The 23,430-nt window shown below is 44.7% G+C and carries 18 protein-coding genes and 3 pseudogenes; 8 read left to right on the top strand and 13 right to left on the bottom strand.

Going from position 1 to position 23,430, the window contains the following annotated elements; translation table 11 throughout:
- Positions 1 to 3: 3 nt before the first annotated feature.
- Positions 4 to 1,095, top strand: coding sequence for a threonine-phosphate decarboxylase CobD (gene cobD / locus NIES1031_RS06170; protein WP_073548605.1), 1,092 nt, complete (start codon positions 4 to 6; stop codon positions 1,093 to 1,095).
- Here the strand turns inward: cobD and NIES1031_RS06165 are convergent.
- Positions 1,081 to 1,452 carry a four helix bundle protein gene (locus NIES1031_RS06165; protein WP_073548604.1) on the bottom strand — a complete coding sequence of 124 codons (372 nt, stop codon included), beginning with the start codon at positions 1,450 to 1,452 and terminating at the stop codon, positions 1,081 to 1,083. The two genes, cobD and NIES1031_RS06165, sit on opposite strands and share 15 nt — an antisense overlap.
- A gap of 148 nt (positions 1,453 to 1,600) precedes the next feature.
- On the opposite strand from NIES1031_RS06165, the gene NIES1031_RS06160 reads away from it, so the two are divergent.
- Together NIES1031_RS06160 and NIES1031_RS06155 are read left to right on the top strand one after the other, a co-directional pair.
- Entirely contained in the window at positions 1,601 to 3,007 is a 1,407-nt protein-coding gene (locus tag NIES1031_RS06160; protein ID WP_073548603.1) for a dihydrolipoyl dehydrogenase family protein, read from the top strand.
- Positions 3,008 to 3,881: 874 nt separating this feature from the next.
- Positions 3,882 to 4,884, top strand: a pseudogene (locus tag NIES1031_RS06155) (IS701 family transposase).
- Between the two features lie 57 nt (positions 4,885 to 4,941).
- Here NIES1031_RS06155 and NIES1031_RS06150 read toward each other — a convergent pair.
- Positions 4,942 to 6,717, bottom strand: a complete 1,776-nt coding sequence (locus tag NIES1031_RS06150; RefSeq protein ID WP_073548602.1) for a DUF3685 domain-containing protein — start codon at positions 6,715 to 6,717, stop codon at positions 4,942 to 4,944.
- Between the two features lie 41 nt (positions 6,718 to 6,758).
- Positions 6,759 to 7,202 (bottom strand): Fur family transcriptional regulator, encoded by a 444-nt coding sequence (locus tag NIES1031_RS06145; RefSeq protein ID WP_015189117.1) that lies wholly within the window; start codon positions 7,200 to 7,202, stop codon positions 6,759 to 6,761.
- Positions 7,203 to 7,971: 769 nt separating this feature from the next.
- Here NIES1031_RS06145 and NIES1031_RS06140 point away from each other — a divergent pair.
- Both NIES1031_RS06140 and NIES1031_RS06135 read left to right on the top strand, forming a co-directional pair.
- A complete protein-coding gene (locus tag NIES1031_RS06140) occupies positions 7,972 to 9,642 on the top strand; it encodes a GspE/PulE family protein (protein ID WP_073548601.1) in 1,671 nt (556 codons plus the stop codon).
- A gap of 93 nt (positions 9,643 to 9,735) precedes the next feature.
- Positions 9,736 to 10,206 (top strand): CRR6 family NdhI maturation factor, encoded by a 471-nt coding sequence (locus tag NIES1031_RS06135; RefSeq protein ID WP_073548600.1) that lies wholly within the window; start codon positions 9,736 to 9,738, stop codon positions 10,204 to 10,206.
- 72 nt (positions 10,207 to 10,278) lie between these two features.
- Here NIES1031_RS06135 and NIES1031_RS06130 read toward each other — a convergent pair whose 3' ends face one another.
- Positions 10,279 to 11,223, bottom strand: coding sequence for a glycosyltransferase family 9 protein (locus NIES1031_RS06130; protein ID WP_073548599.1), 945 nt, complete (start codon positions 11,221 to 11,223; stop codon positions 10,279 to 10,281).
- Between the two features lie 274 nt (positions 11,224 to 11,497).
- Between NIES1031_RS06130 and NIES1031_RS06125 the strand changes: the two genes are divergently transcribed.
- Positions 11,498 to 12,208, top strand: coding sequence for a carbonic anhydrase (locus NIES1031_RS06125; protein WP_073548598.1), 711 nt, complete (start codon positions 11,498 to 11,500; stop codon positions 12,206 to 12,208).
- A 107-nt stretch (positions 12,209 to 12,315) separates the two neighbouring features.
- Here the strand turns inward: NIES1031_RS06125 and NIES1031_RS06120 are convergent, their stop codons facing one another.
- From NIES1031_RS06120 to NIES1031_RS25945, 6 genes and pseudogenes are all read right to left on the bottom strand, one after another.
- Positions 12,316 to 13,449 (bottom strand): geranylgeranyl reductase family protein, encoded by a 1,134-nt coding sequence (locus NIES1031_RS06120; protein ID WP_073548597.1) that lies wholly within the window; start codon positions 13,447 to 13,449, stop codon positions 12,316 to 12,318.
- Between the two features lie 548 nt (positions 13,450 to 13,997).
- Positions 13,998 to 14,546, bottom strand: a complete 549-nt coding sequence (gene frr, locus NIES1031_RS06115; RefSeq protein ID WP_073548596.1) for a ribosome recycling factor — start codon at positions 14,544 to 14,546, stop codon at positions 13,998 to 14,000.
- Complete coding sequence (gene pyrH, locus NIES1031_RS06110; RefSeq protein WP_073548595.1) at positions 14,533 to 15,261, bottom strand: UMP kinase; 729 nt, start codon at positions 15,259 to 15,261, stop codon at positions 14,533 to 14,535. The genes frr and pyrH overlap by 14 nt, the downstream gene beginning before the upstream one ends.
- A gap of 174 nt (positions 15,262 to 15,435) precedes the next feature.
- Entirely contained in the window at positions 15,436 to 16,368 is a 933-nt protein-coding gene (speB, locus tag NIES1031_RS06105) for an agmatinase (protein WP_073548679.1), read from the bottom strand.
- Between the two features lie 84 nt (positions 16,369 to 16,452).
- A pseudogene (locus tag NIES1031_RS25445) lies at positions 16,453 to 16,881 on the bottom strand (Clp protease N-terminal domain-containing protein); the annotation flags it as partial.
- 165 nt (positions 16,882 to 17,046) lie between these two features.
- Positions 17,047 to 17,292: pseudogene (locus tag NIES1031_RS25945) on the bottom strand (ArsR/SmtB family transcription factor); the annotation flags it as partial.
- 173 nt (positions 17,293 to 17,465) lie between these two features.
- Between NIES1031_RS25945 and NIES1031_RS06095 the strand changes: the two are divergent.
- Positions 17,466 to 18,353, top strand: coding sequence for an alpha/beta fold hydrolase (locus tag NIES1031_RS06095; RefSeq protein ID WP_073548593.1), 888 nt, complete (start codon positions 17,466 to 17,468; stop codon positions 18,351 to 18,353).
- A 1-nt stretch (position 18,354) separates the two neighbouring features.
- Here the strand turns inward: NIES1031_RS06095 and NIES1031_RS06090 are convergent, their stop codons facing one another.
- A complete protein-coding gene (locus tag NIES1031_RS06090) occupies positions 18,355 to 19,782 on the bottom strand; it encodes an LCP family protein (RefSeq protein ID WP_073548592.1) in 1,428 nt (475 codons plus the stop codon).
- 259 nt (positions 19,783 to 20,041) lie between these two features.
- A complete protein-coding gene (locus NIES1031_RS06085; RefSeq protein WP_143167715.1) occupies positions 20,042 to 20,578 on the bottom strand; it encodes a hypothetical protein in 537 nt (178 codons plus the stop codon).
- 108 nt (positions 20,579 to 20,686) lie between these two features.
- On the opposite strand from NIES1031_RS06085, the gene NIES1031_RS06080 reads away from it, so the two are divergent.
- Positions 20,687 to 21,868: an AI-2E family transporter gene (locus NIES1031_RS06080; RefSeq protein WP_073548591.1), complete on the top strand. Its 1,182-nt coding sequence runs from the start codon at positions 20,687 to 20,689 to the stop codon at positions 21,866 to 21,868.
- 187 nt (positions 21,869 to 22,055) lie between these two features.
- On the opposite strand, the gene NIES1031_RS06075 is transcribed toward NIES1031_RS06080, so the two are convergent.
- Complete coding sequence (locus NIES1031_RS06075) at positions 22,056 to 23,357, bottom strand: serpin family protein (RefSeq protein ID WP_073548590.1); 1,302 nt, start codon at positions 23,355 to 23,357, stop codon at positions 22,056 to 22,058.
- Positions 23,358 to 23,430 lie beyond the last annotated feature (73 nt).

Genomic DNA, 23,430 nt, shown 5'->3' with positions numbered 1-23,430 from the left:
CATTTGATGCGACCTATCCACGGGGGAAATTTAGCCTGGGCAGCAGCAGTTGCTGGCTGTTCCCCTAGCGATATTTTGGATTTTTCTGCAAGTATCAACCCCTTGGGACCACCCAAGAGTGTGATCGCGGCGATTCAAGCGCATATAGGGGATCTAAGCGCTTATCCAGACCCTAACTATGGGGAACTACGCACCGCGTTAGGTCAATGGCATCAATTACCACCTGAATGGATTCTGCCGGGAAATGGCTCGGCAGAATTACTTACCTGGGCAGGCTGGGATTTAGCACAACTTGCTAAAACTTATTTATTTACCCCAGCCTTTGCCGATTACTATCGTGCTTTGAAGGCTTTTGGTGGGACGATACAGGAATGTCCGCTAGAACTAGAGGTCAGAGGTCAAAGGTCAGAGATCGGGGGTAATGTTTCAATAGCATTAGAGTGCGGTCTACTTTTGAATAATCCTCACAATCCTACAGGGCAGATGTTTTCGCAGGAAACAATTCTGCCTTATCTTGAGCAATTTGCTTTGATTGTGGTGGATGAAGCGTTTATGGATTTTCTGCCGCCAAGTGAAGAACAAAGTTTGATTCCTCTGGTACAGAAGTATCCCAATTTAGTCATTTTGCGATCGCTTACCAAATTTTACAGTTTACCTGGGCTGCGACTCGGATATGCGATCGCGCACCCAGACCGTCTACAAAGCTGGCAACAACGGCGCGATCCGTGGTCGGTTAATACCCTAGCAGCAGCGGCGGCGATCACCGCGATTCATGACAGCGAATTTCAACAGCGAACTTGGGCGTGGCTACCACCCGCAAGAACTCAATTGTTTGAGGGTTTAGCTCAAATACCAGGGTTGCACCCCTTAAAAAGTACTGCTAACTTCTTACTCGTACAATGCGAATCGAGTCAAACCTTGCAACAATACTTGTTACAGCACCACAAAATTTTAATTCGCGATTGTTTGAGTTTTCCCACCTTGGGCGATCGCTTTTTTCGCATCGCGGTACGCGCAGACGATCAAAATGAGCATTTGTTGCAGGCGTTGATGGAGGGGTCGGAGGTCAGGGGTCAGAGGTTAGGGGGAGTTTAGCTTTGCTTTGAGTGTTTTTTGCAAACCGCGAAGCATTCTAGCTGTTTCCTCAGTTTTGAGAAGAAGCAGTTTTGAGTTATCCATACTTAAATATTTAAATTTTTGTGCTAGAAGCAATTGTGTTTTTAATTCTGCCAGTGAACCTAGCGCTATTGATAAAAAGTGTAAAAATTCCTTTGTAGAATCTCTAGTATGACCCTCTGCTATGTTTGAAGGAATTGAAATAGCAGCTTTTTGTAGTTGATTTGTTAAACCGTAAGTTTCTTGCCTAGGAAAACTTTGTGTCAAAAGATAAACGTGTTCAGCCTCCATACTATTCTGCCAAACCTTTAAATCCTTATAACTAAAACTACCCATAAAATAAAAAAGTTCTATTTGACGTTAATTATTATACTATTTGCTCCAGTATTAACACTGATGATCATGGGTAAGGCAGTGCCTTACTCTCCAACCTCTTTGATCTTTAACCTGACCTCCCAACCTCTGACCTCTGACCCCTCTTCCAATGACAGTTGACTACGATGTTGTAATTATTGGTGGCAGTCTGACGGGGCGCTATGCAGCGATTCTGGCGACTCAATTGCACGCTAAAGTTGCATTGGTAGAACCTACAGCGCAAAAGATTTTTCCGCATCTTTTGACACCTCATGCATTGGCTTATCTAGGAAAATGCCAGCAGAGTGCGATGTCGTGGGAAATCACTGCGAATAAAAAAGACACTGTAGAGTGGGCAGATATTTTACAGCAAGTTAAGGGTGTCGTCGCTGATGTCGAAGAACAATATTCTCCTGCTGTTTTAGCCGCGTTAGGAGTTGATATGATTTCAGGTGATGGGCAGTTTGTGCGATCGCCTGCACTAACTTTTAGCGTGAATCGGCGGCAATTAAAATCGCGAAGTTATCTACTTGCTACAGGTTCGCGTCCGCTTATCCCCAATATTGAAGGCTTGCAAGCAACAGGTTATTACACTACCGCAGACATTTTATCCGTACTCAATGCCAATCCACCAACTCGATGGGCAATTATCGGGGGCGATCCATCGGGAATTCAAATGGCACAAATCCTCACGCGCTTTGGTTTAGATGTGACTTTGATCGTCAAGCATTCGCACATCTTACCTAGAGAAGATCCGGCAATTGTACAACTCATTCAAGCGGCGCTAGAAGCGGAAGGCGTGCGCATTTTGACAGAAACACCCGTAACGCAAATCAAGCAAATACAAGGTACAAAATGGGTGCAAGCAGGTAATTACGCGATTGAAACTGATGAGATTTTGTTGTGTGCTGGACAACAGCCCGATCTAGCGCATCTCAACTTGGAAGCTGTCGGCGTGCGATCGCATCGTCATCGTTTAGTGTTAAACGCGAAACTGCAAACAACGCAGCCGCGAATTTATGCTTGTGGAGAAGCCATCGGCGGCTATCCTTTGACCAACATTGCTCATTATGAAGCAGCAGTAGCCTTAAAAAATGCGTTGGCTGTTTCGCGCGATCGCGTCGATTACGGTAGCATTCCTTGGGCAGTTTTTTGCGATCCGCAGTTAGCGCGAGTCGGACTTACCGAAACGCAAGCTCGACATCTGTTCGGTGATATAGTGGTGCTGCGTCAGTATTTCAAAAGCATCGCCGCTGCGCAAATCGAGATGGCAACAACGGGAGTTTGTCAAGTCGTACTTTTACTTAATGGAGAAATTTTAGGTGCGACTATTGTTGGTGCTTACGCCGCAGAATTAATTCATGTTTTCAGTTTGGCGATCGCACAGCGTATCAAAATTAATAAGCTTGCGCAGCTTGCTCCGATTTATCCTAGTTTTTCAGAAATTTTCGCTCAGATCGCGGCGTTAACGTACCAAACACACCTAAACCGTGGTTCAATTTGGGATAAGATTTTAACGACTTTCCGCCGTTGGTGACTCATAGACCTCCTGAATGACAAGAATTGCAAATAAATTGGCTACTAGATAAGCCTTGTCCACCTTTGTTAGGAGTTACACACTTGCCCCCTAAATTCCCTACGAGTGGGAGACTTCAACTCAGATTCCCCTGCCCCTCTCACTCTCCCTCAATCTTCTACCGTGTACACACAAATAGTCGGTATCTAGCAAAGTCCCTGACGAACCGCCCCCCAAGCTTGGGGGGTTCGGGGACTTCCGAGCCTGTCCTGCTTCAAAGTCCTCCACTCATGGGAGATTTAGGGGGCGAAAAAGCTTGGAGCGAAGCCAGTCTAGAATATTATGTGTACACCGTAGCCCCCAATCTTGGAGGCGGAATTGATTCAACTGCGTAAGTCCTAAATTATTTTCCTTTCCCTGATTTTTGCAGTGTAGGTCTGCGCTAGTGCCCTCAGAGCTTTGATTCCTCTTATGTGTATCTTCAGCAAGAATTTGCCTTTCTTGATGCGTGGATTCCAATTCAGTTTGTGTTGCTTGCAGTGCCTCAGAAACTCTTTTTAACTCTGCGTTTGTGTATTCGAGTTTATCTTTTAGCCGCTTAGAGTCAGTTTTATTAACAAACGTCAGTATGCCTTCCTAGTAACGGCTTTTTAGCGTTTAAGACAGGTGCGATCGCCACGTCAAAGTATTGAGTACCTTGTGAAGTTTTTCGCTCAATATCCTTCAGTATCACGGGGCGACGACGAAAATAAAAGATTTTTACTGAAGTGTGAGCAGCAATAAGTTTTCCAGATTCAAATTCGTGAAAGGGTAGTTCCAGTCATCAAGCGTTAAACCAAATAGAATCAGGAGTTACGCAGTTGAGTAAAAAGGGCAGGTGCGATATAAAAGGGGAATGAATCCACCAAAGGTCAACGAGTACGACTATATCAACTTTCTGATTGCTACACAGAAAGCCTATAGCAGTGTTGAAGCAGAACGAGTCCAACCGGAAAGTGAAAATTCGCCTGCCCATGATGCAATTACAAGGCGACTACATTGTCTGGAACCAACGCCAGAAGCATTGTGGAATGAAGCTCAACAGCAGGTGAATAAGAAAGCAGGAATTCTAGTGGTGGATGATTCCACACTTGACAAGTTGTACGCCAAGAAGATGGAATTAGTGACACGGCGCTTGCAAGCGGTCAGGTAAACATGGACGGGTCGTGCAAGGAATTAACCTGATTTCATTGCTGTGAACGCAAGGCGACCAACATATCCTATTAGACTATCGGTGCTGCGAAAAGTCTGTGGATGGAGCAACGAAAAACGACCACTTCCGCATCATGTTGGACGTAGCAAAGGCGAGAGAGTTTGCCCCACAATGTGTCGTCTTTGATAGTTGGTATAGCAGTTTAGAGAATCTCAAGCTGATTCGCTCCCATCAGTGGACTTGGCTAACCCGATTCAAGCGCAATCGACAGATCAATCCTGATGGCACAGGCAATCGTCCCTTGGCTGAAGTTGACATCGCTACGATGGGAACCGTTGTACACCTCAAAGGCTATGGCATGGTCAAAGTATTCAAGATAGTCACCCCAAACGGCGACATTGATTACTGGGCAACGAATGACCTCAATTTGAGTGAGTTACAGCGACTACAGTGGAGCGAGTTTGCTTGAGCGATTGAAGAGTATCATCGTGGGCTGAAGCAGTGTTGTGGGGTAGAACGCTCTCAAGTACGTGCCACTCGGGCGCAACATAATCATATTGGGTTAGCAATTCAGGTATTCTTGCGCTTAGAACTCTACTGGTTTGCTACAGGTATTAGTTGCTACGAAGCAAAATTGAGTATTGTTCGAGATGCAATTCGGACTTACTTGAGTGCTCCTCGCTACTCCCTTCACCCAACTGCGTAACTCCTGTAATTATGATAATAGTACGGGCAAGGCACTACCTTGCCCCTCTTGCCCCTATTAAAATTTCTTCTTTCTTCCTTCCGATATTGAACCACCAATTCCTTGGAGAATACCGCGACCGACCAAGCCAATAGCACGCCCAATAACTTGTGTCAAGACATAAACAACGCCATTTCCTAAAAACGCGATGACAGCACGGAACCGAGGCGCGATCGCATCGCGTAATTCGAGTGCTAAAGTCACTAATTGCGGAATCCCAGAAAGTTGCTGTAATTCCTGACCGCGTGGTGCATAAATTGATGTTTTAGCAATACCTCTACTGATAAAAATCAATAAATCGTAGCGACTTTCAAATATTGCCTTGGGTTCAATAAAATACTTATTCCAGCGATATCTCCAAGATAAATTATTTCTAAACCTTTCAATTTCCCGCGTAGAAATTAATCGACTGTCATAAAAGTTTTGCTTAATAATTTCTACATCAGCCAGCCTATTTAACAAAGGTTGTGCTACAGCATTCGCTACATGAATCAAGAGATTGTGTAAAATTATTTCAGCGCGTGCTTTTGCTTCTGGCGTATCTGCTTTATATGGGAAATTATCAATGACTAGTGGGGTTTGAAATAATAAAAACGAAAACAAGTCACTGACTAAGGGAATTTTATTGAGAATTTCAACTTGAACAATTTCGACATCTTGTAGAAAAAGGTTTACAATTTCTAAGTTGCGATCGCCTACTTGTAACATCGCATATCTACCAAAAAAGTCTACGGTTGCACCTTGCCACAAATCGCGGAGAATCAAGCGCTGCATTTCAACTAACTGCTCCGGCTGTACTTGCGCAAAACGTAAATCTTCTAAAACGTCTACAACTTTTTGTAAGATGGTTTTGAGTAACTCGCGCTTCTTTCCTTCCCGAAAAATATCGGTTTCGAGCGTTATCGTTGTCAAGTTCTGCAAACTACTTTGTTCTAGCTTTGCTGATGTGAGATCTATTATCTCGTTTGCTTCAACTCGGCGGCTTAAGTTACCACTTTCTAATCGCACAATTGACATTGAAGGCGTGCTTGTCTGCGGCGATAATGCAGAGACACCTTCACTAGCGTCTGTCTCGAATGATGCAGCGATATTTCCTGCTATTGAGGAATTATTCGCAATTTTAGTGTAAGTTTTCCCTTCTGGGATAGGTAATAAATGCGTCACGAGCCAGCGCGAGGCGAGGAGTTCTCGACGTTGTCCGGCTAAAAAGGCGCGATCAAGTAATGATAAACCAGGAACTTGTAATCGTGCTGTGACCGCAGCTAATGTTGTATCAATTTGCTGTAATCCTGTCCATCGCAGGTGATTTCGCACTAAGGCAAGAATACTTGGTGCCCCTAAAGGACTTTGTAGCGCTTCGGCTTCTATCCAATGAGTCCTTCCTGCGGCGACTTGGCGAATAGCTGCAACTACCTCAACAATCGAAGTTCCTTTAGGACAGTAACCTTCCACCCCTATAGCCTTAGCTGAAGCTAACAAAGCTGGTTCCTGCACTGAACTGAGAATTAATATCGGCAAGTCAGGATAATGCGATTTTAGCTGCTGGCAAAGTTCTAGCCCTAGCTGTAGCTCTAATACAACTAAATTGACTGCGGTATCTGAAGGTAAACCACTAGAGAACGCCGTAGCAGTTTCTCTCGCCAGGTCTGCTAAGATTTTTCTTGCCGAAGAACCCGCTTCAGCTTCGGCAACGATTTGGATATCAGCGTAAGATTCAACGATGAGCCGCGAAAATCCCATCCGAAAAATCGGGTCAGGCTCGACTAATAATAACTTGATTGTGCGATCGCTCATTGTGTTCGATAGTGCCTCCACATTCAGCGTACGCGCACATCTTACACTTGTGTCTGTCGATATCCGTAAAAGTTAATACTATAATCTGTGATTTTGACTCCGGTTCTTCTTTCGACTTCCTCTAGCAAATCTTCTGGAAGTTCTACTTCTACATCCAAAATCTGGTTAGTATCTAAGCAGTTCACATGGCTGTGCGAATCGCTGATGTTTCCGTAGAGGCGTCCGTCTGAGCGTTCAACGCACTCAATGATACCTTGACTCGAAAGTGCTTCTAGGTTTTGATATACTGAGGTGTGTCCGATCTCTTTTCCTTGCTGATTGAGGCGATCATAAATTTCTCTTGCGGATAGATGTTCTTGCGCTTGCCAAAGTAGCTCCAAGATGAAGCGACGCTGGCGACTCAAGCGCATACCCAGTGCTTGACACTGAGCAACAGCATCTTCAAGTGAACGAATTGGTTTGGTAGCTGCCGCTTCTTTTTGCATGGCTGAAACTTCTTTTGCGATCAGGTAGTGAATCTACCCGTTGTTTATTATTTTACCGAAACGGGTAATCGTATTGGAGCTAATTGCGTTTCATATAAATTGCTATTTACCAGCGAGTTGCTACCTCGCTATCTTTGGCAAGAGATGCCATCTGCTATCGACCTGGTGAGCAGGTTTAGATGGTTGTTGGTAGACAAACTCATTACAACTTTAACTTAAATTTGCCATAAATGTCTACAAGCCTTGTCCTGACTCGCTTAACCTGCCGCGAAACGAAATTATCATAGCGATCGCTTGAGAAAACGTACTTTTTGCCTATTGACTAAAGTTAAATAAATAGATATTGCCATGTTTTATACTTATTTTTAATTTGTTTAACTGTTGCAAAATTATGTCTTTATTAAATGACTTCTGAGTAGAAGATTTAACTGAAAAAAGAATTTACTATAATCTGCTAATCAAGACAAACATTTTTACTTCAATACTTATGGTAATTGAGATTTAGAAAATAGATATTCTGAATCAGAAAATATAATTAATAATAGTTATAAATAGCTAAAAAATCCCAATTTTCAAAGATAGATATTAAAAATCTATTAAAAATGAGCTAGAGAAATCTACTTACAAGATTAAATGCAGTTGACTAGTTTTCAAGTAGCTGCTTGAGTAGTGTCAAGGTATAAGTAAAGAAGAAGTGCTATTACGTAATCGAACTTGATAAAGAAGTTATTTTACACGACTAGTTCCAACTTATTAATTTAAATTAATTATGCAATCGGCAACTCCCTCGGCTTGGCAAAGACTCAAAAATCAAGAAATTAGCTGTGCTGAAGCACTCAAGCTACTAGTAGATGATCGCGGAAGTGTTAACACAGAATTACTTGATCGCGATGTGAATTCGCGATTTTTACGTCACTTTCCTGACAAAAGCACCGTTCCTCCGGTGATTCCGTTGTTATTGTGGCGCGGTTGTTACTATTTAGGGAGTCCAGTCGATATTGATTCGCAAGCGATCGCTTTCTTAGCTGAACGCACTGGTAGCAGCATCAAAATAATTCCTATATCCGATAACAGTTACCGTACTTGGTATCACACTCAAAATCACAACACCAACCGCATCACAGCGACACCGTTTGTCAATCCACTCACAGGCGAACAAGAAGCCGAAAATATTACTGAAACAACACAAATATATTTGTCGCGATCGGCTGACCAAATTGAACGCATCAAAACGTTGCTTTCTGGGGCGTTACGCAATCGCGCAAGCGATATCCACCTCGAACCTACAACCGAAGGTTTGCGCGTGCGCTACCGCATTGACGGAGTGCTACGCGATATCACAATGCTACCCCAAGAGTTAAGCCGTCGCGTGATTGTGGCGATTAAAGTGATGTCCAAAATGGACATTTCTGAAAGTCGCCGCCCGCAAGATGGACGTATTGAAGAAAAATACACGATTGACGAACACGCAGAAATGGGCATGGATATGCGTGTCAGTACGCTTCCTTGCGTCAACGGCGAAAAGGCAGTCATTCGCTTACTACCGCGTGAAAATCCGTTTTCACAACTCGAAAATTTGGGATTTACGCAACAAACACTAAAGGTGTACAAATCTTGGCTGAAACAACCGCAGGGGATGATTATCCTTACAGGTCCTACGGGTTCCGGTAAAACAAGTACTCTTTATACAAGTTTGCAAGCTGTAGCCACCGAAAATGTCAACGTCGTAACGGTCGAAGATCCTGTCGAGTACATCTTGCCACGAATTACGCAAACACAAGTTAACGAAGCCGCAGGGATGACGTTTGCCGCAGGTTTACGCGCTATCTTACGTCAAGACCCTGATATTATCATGGTGGGAGAAATTCGCGACCACGAGACCGCAGAAACGGCGGTACGCGCCGCACTGACAGGACACTTGGTATTTACGACACTGCACACCAACGATGCAGTAGGTGCGATTCCGCGATTGCGCGATATTGGTCCTGATCCTGGATTACTCAGCGATGCGTTACTAGGAATTGTGGCACAGCGACTTGTTCGCCGCGTGTGTCCGCATTGTAGCGAACCTTACACCCCGACAGAAGCCGATTTAGGCGTACTCGGAATTGACTCGCAACACGCGCATACTGGACAATGGCGTAAGGGTAGAGGGTGTGGGATATGTTTCAATTCTGGTTTTTTAGGACGCGAAGCCGTTGTTGAGTTATTAGATGTCGATGATACTGTGCGGGAAATTATTTATGAAGGTACCGTGACGCAACTACATCGTTACTTACGCGAAATTCATTTTGCTTCGTTCCGCACTGCGGCGGTCGAAAAAGTGATGAATGGTTTAACAACAGTGGAGGAAGTTCTCCGCGTCTTACCGCGTACAGCCTTATACAACAAGTTGGTAGATAAAGAACGAACGCCTAAACTAAAGTCGATGAATGTATGATGAATGTATATAGAAATGTCGAAAATTGATAGCGTAAATTTTAAACACGCGCTTAATGCGACAATGAATTTACCTTGAGATTTTGGTTATTTCATGACGTTGGCGATCGCGCTCAATTTCGAGCAAATCAATACCTTAGATTTATCTCCGGCGCAAACGGTGATCGAAAACCTACTGCAAGCAGGAACAATTGCTACCCACGAGCAACAGTTGCGCTTTGAGATTGACTATCCGCGCGAACCTGACGATCCGCGCGAACTTTCTGAGATTCCAGAAATTCGGCTGTGGTTTATTCGTCTAGACGCACAGTATCCTTGGTTGCCATTTTTACTCGATTGGACAGGGGAACTTGCCCGCTATACGGCAATGCTTATACCGCATCAATTTAGCACTAAAGAAGGCATTCAGTATAATCCTGAAGCCTTGGAAATTTTCTTGATGCACAAAATTTTTATTTTGCATGATTGGATGCAGCAGCAAGGTATCCCCAGTCGATCACGCCTCAAGTCTATAGGACAAATGTTTGGCTATGACTTAGAGGATACGTTCTTTGAAATGTTTTGAGAGGTGAGGAATGAGGAGTAAGGGGTGAGGGAGTTTAAGAAAATTTTATATAAATTACAACTCAAAACGCTTTTAGCCCCGCCAAATTCGTTCTAAAACAGTTTGGGGTGCGATATCCGCAACTTGTCCGCTAGGAGATTTAATCGGGATATAGCGATCGCTTTTTGGTAATAATTTTGCGGGATCTGTCAGTCCGAATAGGGCGATCGCATACGTTTGTACCGCGACGGCTAGCTGTAGTGGCACGCCCTCGATACACAATAACAAATCTGCGCCCGCAATCATTGCGGCTAACTTACCTACATCAGGAGGCGATGTGAGTTTAAGATCAGGATTTGCTTGTGCTAGCTGTGTCCATCGCATATCATCTGATGATTGAAGTGCGACTAAAGGCAATTCAGGCTGTTTCTGGCGAAAGTCTTGGATAATTTGCCGCCAACTTTCCATTGGGTAGCTTTTATTCGGCGTAGATTGCTCAAAACTATCCGACAGTAAAACATAGCCACTGCTTTGAATTCCCAATCGTTTCTTTTCAGCTTCCGCCCAGTCAATATCTGCGGCTGGCACATTAACCGTCAACTCTGGACAAGGAGAATTAATTCCCAACCCTTGCAGCAAATCGTGGTACATTGCTGCATCGTATTGCTGTGATTTCAGAGGTACAGCATTCGTGAGGAACATATCACCTGCACCTTTGTAGCCGATACGAATGGGAATTCCGGTTAACCACAGCAATAAACCGACAAACCAACGTTGCTCTACCGAAATCGCGACATCATACTCGCGATCGCGTAGAATACCTACTAAATTGACCCAATCCGCCGCGCTGTTCCGGTCTTTGTAATCAAATGCTAGAACATTATTGACTGCTTTGCAGATGCGGTATGCTTCTTTGGCGCGTGGTTCTACCACGACATCAATTTGAGCATTAGGATAATTTTGCTTTAAGTCATCAAGGGTGGGAAAAAATAGAATTTGCTCGCCGATGCCGCCAGGGACTAGGGCTACTACTCGCATAAATAATAATACTTTACGCTTACTCGCTCCTTATTTTAGGGGAACATATACTTATTTGAGTGATTTATTTTGGGAATTAATCAAGATCTTCAAAGTTTTCTCGATTCGCGATCAACTTCAGCGTCAGGAAATCTCAATATTTCTTGGTGTGATTTTACATTTTAATCAAAGTAATTTTAAGAAAAAATCTTTCTTTAGCATTTCAGGGGCGATTATTTCATAAACTTAAGTTAAGTAAGAAGGTGCTGCGCAAAGCGCCGTTAGGGGAATATGTATGAAAAAGCTGATTCAGGGTATTCATTCGTTTCAAACCAATTATGTGAGTACCCACCGCGAGATGTTCGAGTTGCTGTCGCAAGGTCAGCATCCACGAATTTTATTTATTACTTGCTCTGACTCGCGGATTGACCCGAACTTAATCACGCAAGCCGAGCCTGGGGAAATGTTTATCATTCGCAACGCGGGTAACATCATTCCGCCCTACGGTGCAACAAATGGTGGAGAATGTGCGGCGGTTGAGTATGCGATTCATGCTTTGGGTATCAAAGAAGTCATCGTGTGCGGTCACTCGCACTGTGGCGCGATGAAAGGATTGCTCAAGCTAGATAAGTTAGAAGAAGAAATGCCATCCGTTTATCAATGGCTCAAACACGCCGAAGCAACTCGCCGGATGATGAAAGAAAATTATCAAGACTACGAAGGCGAAAAACTGCTGCAAGCAACCGTCGAAGAAAATATTCTGACTCAACTCGAAAATTTACGTACTTACCCTGTAATTCATTCCCGATTGCACTCTGGTCAAATTCACCTACACGGCTGGGTATATCATATCGAAACTGGAGAGGTTCTCGAATACGATCCTGTACGACGTCAATTTGTCGCGCCTGAAACTCGATTACCTAGAGCCGCATGGTTAACTCCTGAGCAACAGCAGCGTATTTACCAAGGCTCAGGAGCATCGGCTAAAGGAAATGGAAAGGGATAGAGGAGCACAGAGGGTGCAGAGGAAGAATAGTGTCTTACATAACTCACTACTCAAAACTCTATTACCCATACTCCCACATTCCTACTCTCTCACCCCTAGTTCCTTTTTTATCCTCCCATTCCTGGGATTAAGCTACCACTGAGGCGCTTGAGGGCGCGACCCGCGACATCACCATAGCTCATTTCCCCACACAGGATTTGACCCATGCGTTGTGTTGCTGTGGGGCGTTTCACGCCGACTTTGTAACCAATACCAGGAACGCGGTAGAAGACTCCGGCTAGTTTTTGCGCCCACGCCATATCAGCACCCCACTCGTCGCTGATGGCTTGCGAGTAGCACTCTAGGGCATTAATGTCACCCGCGATCGCCTGATCGATTGCTTCTGCGGCTTTGACGCCACTAAAGATCGATGGGCGAATGCCTTCGGCGGTTAACGGATCGACGACACACGCGGCTTCGCCTGCTAATACGGCGTTTTGAGTATGTAGCTTTTGATTGCCATTCCACAAACACAGCGCGTGACCGTATTGCTTGCAGGTTTTGATATCCAAGCCGAATAAGTTACCGTACTCGCTCAAAATGCCTTTAAAATCTTGAGGTTCGCCGCCAATAAATGTCCCGACGCCAATTGAGTAACCGTCGGCTTTCGGGAAGTTCCAAATGTAGCCATTTTTGACCATCCCAAACTCGAAATGGGCAATATGGCCATCTTCTACCTTAGCGGGGGCTTCGGCTTCTAATGCGCCTGCTAAACGGCGTTTGCGGTCTTTAAACCCTAACCACTTCGCCATTGGTCCTTTCGCACCATCTGCGGCGATAATATAACGACCTGTGACAGAACCATTAACCGTATCAACTTGCCAATGATCGCTTTTAAACTGAATTCCTTTCACTTCGGTGTTGTCGCGCAGTTCGGCTCCTTGTTTTTGTGCTTGCTGCACTAGGAAGTGGTCAAATACGTCGCGCCGTACCATCCACATCGGTTCGGGTGTTTGCAATTTGGCTTGCACTGGATCGCCCATTTTCCAGGTGTAGCGAATGGTGTTGACCTTTGTGGAAATTGCTGGCGAAAAATCAAAGTCAAACCATTTGGCGATCGCGGGTGAAACTCCACCTCCACAAGGCTTGTAGCGTGGCAGCGATTCTTTCTCTAAAACTAATACTGAATGTCCTCGTTTAGCTAAATGATAGGCTGCTGTACCGCCAGCAGGTCCGGCACCGACAATTATGCAATCGTACATGATGCTACAGTTTTGCTCCTAAGTTCGCTAACTTTATTCTTAAGCAGGTTTTAACTCATTTTGCCCGTCAATCGTGGCAATGCGATCGCCTCAACTCACAAGTTATCCGCTCAAAACTAGTTCATTTTGTGATTTTTAGCAGTATTTTTAGATGCATTTTTTTTTGATTATCAGGCAATTAAGCTGTAAAAATCTCCTTCATTAAGTTGAACTTAACATTTAAATTACCATATTTATAATCTCTATTTGATTTGTTTAATCTATAAAGATTTAATGAATTACAGCTAAATTTGATAAAGTTTTTGTAAATCTGTATGTCATAAAAAACGCCACTTTATAGGCTTTTCAACTTATTCAATGCTCAATATCGATAGATATTTATGCGTTCTTTAATACTAATACTACTTGCATGAACTACTACCAGTTGCAAAACTTTGATTAACTTTATCCTACTGCATCTAAAAACTACATAGGAAATTAAGGGGAAAAGTTCAGTAAAAAAATCACTTTTTACCCCTTATTTATTAGCTATAGCTAATATCACAAGCTTAAACAGTTGTGATATCTTTCTCTTTTTCTGTTAGTAATTCATCTATTTTGCTGGTGTATTTGTTCGTCAATTTTTGCAGTTTATCTTGAAGGTCTTGCGCTTCATCTTCTGAAATTTCGCTGTTTTTCTCTTGTTTGCGGATGGTATCAAGAGCATCGCGGCGAATATTCCGAATCGAAACGCGTCCTTCTTCCGCATACTTCGCGGCGAGTTTCACCAGTTCTTTACGGCGATCGCTCGTGAGTGGCGGAATGTTTAGACGAATCATTGAGCCGTCATTGTTCGGAGTTAACCCGACATCCGACATCGAAATCGCCTTTTCAATCAGATTGAGACTGCTACGGTCATACGGTTGAATCGTAATTGTTGTAGCATCAGGCGTACTAATATTCGCCAGTGATTTGAGCGCGGTGGGAGTACCGTAGTATTCCACCATCACGCGGTCAAGTAAACTCGCATTAGCGCGACCAGTGCGGATTGTATTAAAAGCGCGTTGCGTTGCTTCAACGGCTTTTTGCATCGTACTCTCAGCTTCAGCTAACTTCACAGAAACCTCCCACAAGGGTTCCGATCGATTCTCCTGTCACCGCGCGGCGGATGTTACCCCGTACCGACAGGTCAAAGACAAGAATCGGAATATTGTTTTCTTTACATAAAGCGATCGCGGTACTATCCATCACCCGCAGATCCTGAGTCAAAACGTGGACATAGTTAAGCGTTTGATAGCGTTTAGCATCAGGATTTTTATGGGGATCGGAATCGTATACTCCATCAACTTTGGTGGCTTTAAAAATCACCTCAGCGTCAATTTCAGCGGCTCTTAGTGCTGCTGTTGTATCGGTTGTGAAGAACGGATTTCCCGAACCCGCACCAAAAATCACCACTCGCCCTTTTTCGAGATGGCGAATTGCTCGACGTCGGATATACGGTTCCGCTACTTCTTGCATGGCGATCGCAGTTTGCACGCGTGTTTGCACTTCCATCTGTTCCAAAGCATCTTGGAGCGTGAGCGCATTCATCACAGTTGCAATCATACCAATGTAGTCGGCAGTTGCCCTATCCATTCCAGCAGCTGACGCTTTGATGCCACGAAAGATGTTGCCACCACCTACTACAATAGCTACTTGTACGCCACTATTTACTACTTCTGCGACTTCTGCCGCAATTTCTTGAACGATGGTCGGGTCGATCCCATAGCCCAGGTCGCCCATCAAGGCTTCACCGCTCAGTTTTAGTAAAATCCGCCGGTAAGGTTTTCCCATGCATTTAGGATAAATTTGATTGCAATTGCCTCCAATTTAAGATAGCAGTAGAGGGGTGCTGTGTCTCTACCTACTTTAGGGATGAGGAGCGAAAAGCGAGGGGTTAGTCAATAGAGGAATTCACCTTAATTGTCTTGCCCAGCGTAATTTTGGCTCTTCGTACCGCACTATTCCCTATCTTGTTACTCGCTCCTCGCTCCTCACCTCTGATCCCTTTGCGTGATAACCAATCAGTTTGTAAACAAGCTTAGCGGCGGTAAATTCTGAAACGACCGAATCAGTCACTGGGGCTAATTCCATCACATCACAGCCAATGACTTGATGTTTGTCAAAGACGCCACGCAGAAATGTTGTCAGTGCGTACCAATTCAAACCACCAGGTTCAGGAGTTCCAACACCGGGAATCAGTGTGGGGTCGATGCCATCTAAGTCAATCGTCAGAAATACCTTTTCTGTGGGAATTGCGGCGATCGCATTTTCGATCCAATTCGGTTGTGCAGCAATTTCTCGCGCGCGCAACACGGTAAGATTTTTTTCTTTAATTAAGTCAGCTTCTTCTTTACAAATCGCGCGAATGCCAATTTGAACCGTTGGTAATTTCATATCAACAATCCGCCGCATCACGCAAGCATGGTTATGAATCGAGCCTTCATACTCGTGGCGCAAATCTCCATGCGCGTCAATTTGCACAACGGTAAATGATTCATCTGGATACGCTTGGCGGTACGCCTCCACAATGCCTGTGGTAATACTGTGTTCGCCGCCTAAAGAAATGACAAATTTGCCATCTCGCACGAGCTTGAAAACAGTTTCTTTGGTAACTTGCAACATTTCCTCGGAGGTAATAGCTCCGCTTCTAGTATCCGCGATCGCCGGATGCGTGTAGATACCTACATCAAGTCCCGTTTCCCAGTCGAGTTCCTCATCATAGTATTCCACTTGCTGCGAGGCTGCGAGAATTGCATCAGGCCCGGTTTCACAGCCACGCCGATACGTTGTTGTTGCTTCGTAGGGAATTGGTAAAATAACAACCTGCGCCGCAGCATAATCTGCCGCAACGTCTGCGCCCAAGAAAGGTGTAACCGCTGTAGAAGTTTGAGCCAGCATGACAAATGAGTTTAACAGGAACACAACACGAACCATCCTGGCATACTCCAGGTGAGCGCTGCACGACTAATTAGATGCATTCCATTGAAGAATTCGCTGTTCTAAGCTGTATAGATTAACTCCTAAGCTTTCGAGGACGCGAACCGCCATTCCTCCGCGTTCGCGCAAAATTCCTAACAGTAGGTGTTCAGTACCAATGTATTGATCACCTAATCGCTGTGATTGTTCAACAGAAAGCTCTAAAACTCTTTTGGCTCTCGGTGTAAAAGGGATATCCAGCGGCGTTCCTTTCCCACGTCCAATGCGTTTCTCGACTTCTATTCGCAGATTTTCTACGTTGAGTCCTTCGGCTAAAAGAATTTGTGCGGCGGTTCCGGTTCCTTCTCCGAGTAGTCCTAATAAAAGTTGTTCAGTACCAACGTATTGATGTCCCAAACGGCGCGATTCATCTTGGGCTAGCGCAATGACTTGCGTTGCTTTTTGCGTGAATCTTTCAAAACCTCTGGGAAGCACAATCCGGTCAAACACGCTATCAAATAGGCTTTCGATGGAGTTTAAGAATCCTTCAAACATAAATCCTGCCTCCGTGAATGGATTGCGAACAGGGTCTAGCTTGTCTTGTCTACTGCGAGGGTTCGCGATCGCACAGCCGTTAAAGAGAAAAGCTAATAAATCTTCGATTGTCTTGGTGTTGACTGCGTACCAGATATATTGCTTTTCTTTTCTAGAACTGATGAGATGCTCTTGTCGCAATTTCTCTAGATGATGCGACAGTGTTGAATTGGGAATTTGTAATTTGGCTTGAATATCACTCACGATCATTCCTTGCGGATAAGTTGCAAAGAGTAATCGCATAATTTCTAGCCGAGGTTCTGACGCAAGTGCCGCAAATAAATCTGCATATTTTGCCGTGCTTGATTCCATATTTCTAGTCTAATAGAAATAATAAAATTAAATTTAAAATTTTGTGAAGAATTGTCACAATACAATTAGGGCGATCACCTATTGATACTAATAGAAATATTTATTTAACCCTGATACGGGCAAGGCATTGCTCTGACCGTCTGACCCCTGACCCCTGAACCCCGACCCCTACTATGACTGCTACTTTATCCTTCACCGCGACGAAAACTTGGACTTGGCGAGGATTTCCGATTTGCTATCAAACGCAAGGCACAACAGGACCTGCGGTTGTGTTAATTCATGGTTTTGGTGCTTCTTGGTGGCATTGGCGCAAAAACATTCCCGTACTTGCTGAAACTTGCCGTGTCTATGCGATTGATTTGATTGGCTTTGGTGGTTCTGCCAAACCGGAACCCACAGAAAAAATGCACTACACGTTTGAAACGTGGGGACAGCAAATTGCCGATTTTTGCCGCGAGGTTGTGGGCGAACCCGCGTTTTTAGTGGGAAATTCGATTGGTTGTATCGCGGTGATGCAAGCCGTTGTCGATCATCCTGATATTGCGAGAAGTATTGCACTGTTAAACTGTTCGTTGCGACTGCTTCACGATCGCAAACGGGCAACCTTACCTTGGTATCGCCGTTTTGGTGCGCCCCTGGTGCAACGAATCCTCGCCGTCAAACCGATTGGCAACTTTTTCTTCAATCAGATTGCCAAGCCAAAAACCGTCCGCAAGATTTTGCTGCAGGCGTACGCGAATGCGGAAGTGGTGACAGATGAACTCGTTGATATTTTGATGGCACCAGCCAAAGATCCAGGTGCTGTCGCCGTCTTTTTAGCTTTCACGGCGTATTCTTCCGGACCATTACCCGAAGATTTGTTACCACAGCTACCATGTCCAGCAATTATGTTGTGGGGAACTGCCGATCCGTGGGAACCATTTGAATTGGGTAAACAATTAGCGAACTACCCACAAGTAAAAGCGTTTATTCCCATTGAAGGTGTTGGGCATTGTCCCCAAGATGAAGCACCCGAAAAAGTCAATCCGATATTACAAGAATGGATTGCACAGCAAATCTAATTTACTGCGCTTCTCTGCGCGACGATGCGCGAACACGCGATCTCAGCCAATCTTGACCGAGTTGAATCGTCACATCCGAACGCAGATTACCCGTGCTTTCTACGCGGATTTCACCAAATCCCAAAGCATTGCGAATCGCTTGCGCGCTATCAACATCACCTTGCTGGGCAACAATCCGCGTTACTTCCAGCGGTTCATTCCAACGGTTAGCGACGTAGACGCGTTGATATCCAGAGGATTGGAGAAAGTTCGCCAGCGATTGGATCGCGCGATCGCTTCCTGTGCTATCTTGAATGGCGATTCGTAGCCTTGCCGGATCGACATCACTCATTTCCGAATCGGTAGGCACATTAAAGTGCTTTGCCATCATTGTGGCAATTCGTTCTTTATCGGGTAACCAATAACTTGCAACGTACTGATCTGGCGTGCTAAAAGTGCCTGGAACAAGTAGCATTTCGACATCCGCACGTTCTGTTTGGACGCCAAAACCGACGAGCGCCATTAACTCCTCTACCGTCAAGTTCGTATCGATATGCGTTTGAATCACCGACATAATCTGCGGCATTCGCGCCAAGGTCGTCGGGTTTAGGGCTTGTTCCATCAAAGCCCGCATCACCATTTGCTGGCGTTGGATGCGACCAATATCGCCGTATTCGTCGTAACGATAGCGCAGTAATTGCAACGCTTGATTACCGTCGAGATGATGTTCCCCTGCTTTCAAATTGATATACAGGTGTTGGCTGTCATCTTGATATTTCATGTCTTTGGGGACATAAACCGTGACACCACCCAAAGCATCAACTAGTTTTTCAACGCCTTGAACGTTAATGCGGATGTAGCGATCAATAGGTACGCCATTGAGAAGATCGCTCACGGCTTGCGCGCTGAGTGCAGGACCACCTCGAGCATTCGCGGCATTAATTTTTGTGACGCCTAATCCATCGACATGGGTACGCGTATCTCTAGGAATCGAAAGTACTGCTAATTTTTCTGTTTCTGGGTTAAACCGCAGCAACAGCATCGTATCCGAAAGACCTTCAAAAGAATTAACCAATGCGTGATAGCCTAAGTCTTCTGACCTAATATCAGGATCGTCAACATCAGAAGAGAGAACCTTGACGCCCAAAACCAGAATATTCACAGGACGAGTCAATTCAGCAAGGCGTAAGCCTGTTTTAGAAATGCGATCGCCCCTGCCAAAAACGGCTTTCTCTTCGGGGCTAAGCCGCGATTGCATTAACGGGGTACTCGATAAAGATACAGCTAACAGCGCTCCAGCGGTTGCCGACAACATCGCGATGCCCGACATTGCCACCCAAAACCACAGCCAACGCCCTGACTTAGCTGAGGAATACTTGGTGTTGACGATTCGGGGAGTCGCAGTTACAGAGGGATTTTGAGCAGAAATTTTATGAAATGGCACAGACATCCTCACACGTAACAAATACAGCAGTTCATCTAAGAACAAGAAAGCAAAAGACGTTAGATCAAGCTAGCCCTCAATTATCAACTGTAGTGAGCCATAAATAGCAATAACTATGACACATCTCGCAGGATATCGGAACTTTCGCTAGAAATTTGAGTTTTTGCTGTTTGGAGTTTAACTGGATTTGTGTAGATTAACCACCCTCAGCAGAGGAAGAATAGTGTTTTATATAACTCACCGCTCATTACTGAAAACTCTTGAATTAGGGTAAATGCTTACTTAAGATGCGCTCTGCCCATTGACTAAATCCTGGTAGACGCACAGCTTTACCTTGAATCAGCAAAAACATTAGCCAAAGACTGACTAGAAAATAACCCGAAGTCAAAAAGCTGTTTAAGATTAATAAGCGCAGTGCTGGAAACTCAGAAGTTTCCGCGCCAACACCCATTAACAAATAACCTAACAACCAAGTACCTGCTAAGGTAATCGATAGACGGCTAAGTGCAAATTGTTCTTTGCTACCTTGACGGCGATACAAAGTCCAAAGCGATGGAAAAAAGCCAATCACAGGAATGAGATAGAACAATAGCAATAGACGGTTAGGAAGAGTTGGGAATTGGGAATCAGCGATGAGGAAATTGTTATAAGGATCAGTCACAGAATGTGCAACTTGGTTTTGAGTCGGCTGCTGACGTTGAGAGGAAGTTACCGATGCGTTCTCTAGTAACCTTGCGCTAGCAATTTGCTCGTGTTGAGCAAACTGACTGGGGCTATTCACCTTGATTCGACGATTGTTCATAACAGTTTTTAGAATCCTGAGGTAGAGGGATGAGTCAAAGCGATAGAGTTAGAGATAATAGGCTGCAAGGAAAAAGAAATTGAGTTTGTTCTATTTGGCAGTTGGTAAATGCAAACACGCAAACTCCTAAATTGGTGGCAGGTGATGACGCCGACTGGGCGGCTGTTAGCGATCGCGCTATTCGCTCCCCTGCTTGTTTTAAATGCTTTGGCAGTATCGACGATTTTTGATTACTTCCACTCGTTGATTGTGATTTTAGTCGGGGCATCACTGTTAGCATTTTTGCTGAATTATCCCGTCAGTTGGATGGAACGCCAAGGCGCAAGGCGCGAACAGGTTGCGGTTTTGGTGTTTTTGCTAACGTTATCGATATTGCTGGCGGTGGGGGTGACGCTCGTACCCTTGGTATTGATGCAAGCCCAACAACTCGTAGCGCGGTTGCCAGAGTTAATTGATTCAGGGCGACATCAGTTGATGTTGTTGAATGAGTGGGCAGAAAATCAAGGTTTACCATTGAATCTTGATGCTTTGGTGGTACAAATTAACGATCGCGTCAAAGGGCAACTGCAAGCGATCGCGGTGCAAGTTTTAAATCTCGCGGTTGTCACGCTTACAAGCCTGCTAGACTTTTTGCTAACAATGGTGTTGGCATTTTACTTATTGCAGCATGGCGATGACCTCTGGCAAAGTTTAGTTCAATGGCTACCGACAAAGCTTCGTACTCCTTTTTCGCAAACATTACGCCTTAGCTTCCAAAATTTCTTTATTGGACAGCTGATTTTTGGTTTGTGCATGGGGTCTTCGCTCACGGCGATCTTTCTATGGCTAAAAGTACCCTTCGGGTTACTGTTTGGTATCACGATTGGTATTATGGCGTTGGTTCCCTTTGGGGGAACTGTGGGTATTGCCATTACCACATTACTGGTCGCATTGCAAGACTTTTGGCTAGGTTCGCGCGTTTTGATTGCGGCGGTGATTGTGCAGCAGATTTTAGATAACTTAGTTGCGCCGCGCATTTTGGGGAGTGTGACAGGTTTAAATCCTGTGTGGGTACTAGTTTCGGTCTTAACTGGAGCGAGAATCGGTGGTTTATTAGGTGTGATTGTCGCCGTACCGACTGCTGTTGTGATTAAAACGGCTCTAAGTGCGGTACGTTCTTCTGAACCCGAAGCAGTAGCAGTACATGATGTCCCCGCCGAACCAAGCCGTGATGCCTCGCAAACAACCGTAGAAGTCACGCAACAAAAAGCCGCTGAAGATCTTCCCCCTAAAAGTTCGTATCAGGTGTAGAAAGGTAATCAACAGGTTATTCCAGCAACTTCAGATTTTGTAGGCTCTGATGAGTAGTGCCAATTCTTGCCTATCGATCTTCAGGACGCAACATATCAATATTCATAGCGAAAAAGTAAACGCGATCGCCGCGTTCGAGATAGCCGACATACCACCCCCATAATTAAAACATGTGCGTACATCCTTGCTAAGCTTGCGGTTCGACGATAGAACCCATAAATAAAACGGTTCCTGTTTGGTTATCGCGAATCGCACAGAAGAAAGGACGATTCACTGTCATCTCGAAAGGTTCTGCAATGGGTGCAGATACCGCCATCACTCTTCCCGATGTCACAGCCGCCGCTTCGGTTCCTTCTTCATTCACTTCGACAAAAGTTTTATGCTTGACTTCACTTAGCGCTAAATCGTCGCCGACACCCGAAAAGTTGGCATTGTCTGCAAACGCGACTTTCATACCCAATGCTTTAAGGGTATCGTTGAGTGTTACGTCATATTCCATTTGAAAACGCGGTAGCCGTACTGTACCTTCACGCAAGTTAAATTGAGTTAACCACTGTTCCCAGTTAGCCGAATTGAGTTGTTGGTAAAAGTTTGATAGATTCGAGTTTTGACGAGGTAAGAAGACGTATAAACTGAGTCTGCCGTTTTCGCCGTAGGGTAAGCTAACAGCTTGAAACTGTGGATTTTCGTAGTATCGGTATCTACCCGTTTGCGACATCAGCGGGTGTTGTTTCGGCGTACCGCTTGTTAGATAAAATGGTGCATCTGTTGTTTGGCTTTTGTCGAATTCATCGGTCCATTGACCTTTAAAGTAAATCGCGTTGATCAAAAACAGCACATCTTCAGGATTAATCTCGTCTACAATCTGCTCAATTCTGCCATTCGTGTTTTGGTTTACCCATTGATTAATTGTATTTGTCGCATCGGGGGAATCAAAGTCTAAATTGCTGACTTGTGCTTTGTAAAAGCTTTGAGTTCGTTGTAAAAAATCGGGTCGGATGGGGTATTCTTGCTTTGCCCAAAGTGAGTTTGCGATCGCCAGTTGTACATTCGCATCGGGATTTGTCAGAGTATTGAGCAGCGCGGTGTTGGCAGCGTTGATATCTTGGAGGCTAATGCCTTGTACTTCTAAGGTTTTCGCCATTGCTTGTTGCGTTTCGCCACCAGCACCGTTGTAGAGCATTTCTAGCAGAATCGCGATACTAGTCGGTGAGAGAAAAATATTGCGATCGCTTTGTTGTCTCAAGATCTCCGAAAAGAGTTTAAACCCAAATCGTGTATTTGCTGCAACTAATTTGTTATCCACTGCCGATGGTGTTACTTGTATATTGTCGGGATCTTGACGATTCAAACGAGGCTGGGCGACAACCGAATCGATCGCATCGATTCTGGAACATCCTATGATTCCGAGAAAAATGATGCCTGTCGCCGCAAGGACATATCGTCTTCCGAGGCGAATTGCATAGCGTCTTAGCAGGAAAGGCTGCATTCTACTGTCACCCTAGTTCTTTATGCGAACTATGCCATCGTTGTGGTAGCGATCGCGCTGTGGTTACGTTTTT

Source organism: Chroogloeocystis siderophila 5.2 s.c.1 (assembly GCF_001904655.1).
In the GTDB taxonomy this organism is placed as follows: Bacteria; Cyanobacteriota; Cyanobacteriia; order Cyanobacteriales; family Chroococcidiopsidaceae; genus Chroogloeocystis; species Chroogloeocystis siderophila.
The sequence above is the reverse complement of the archived record's forward strand: the minus strand, read 5'-3'. Positions and strand labels throughout refer to the sequence as shown.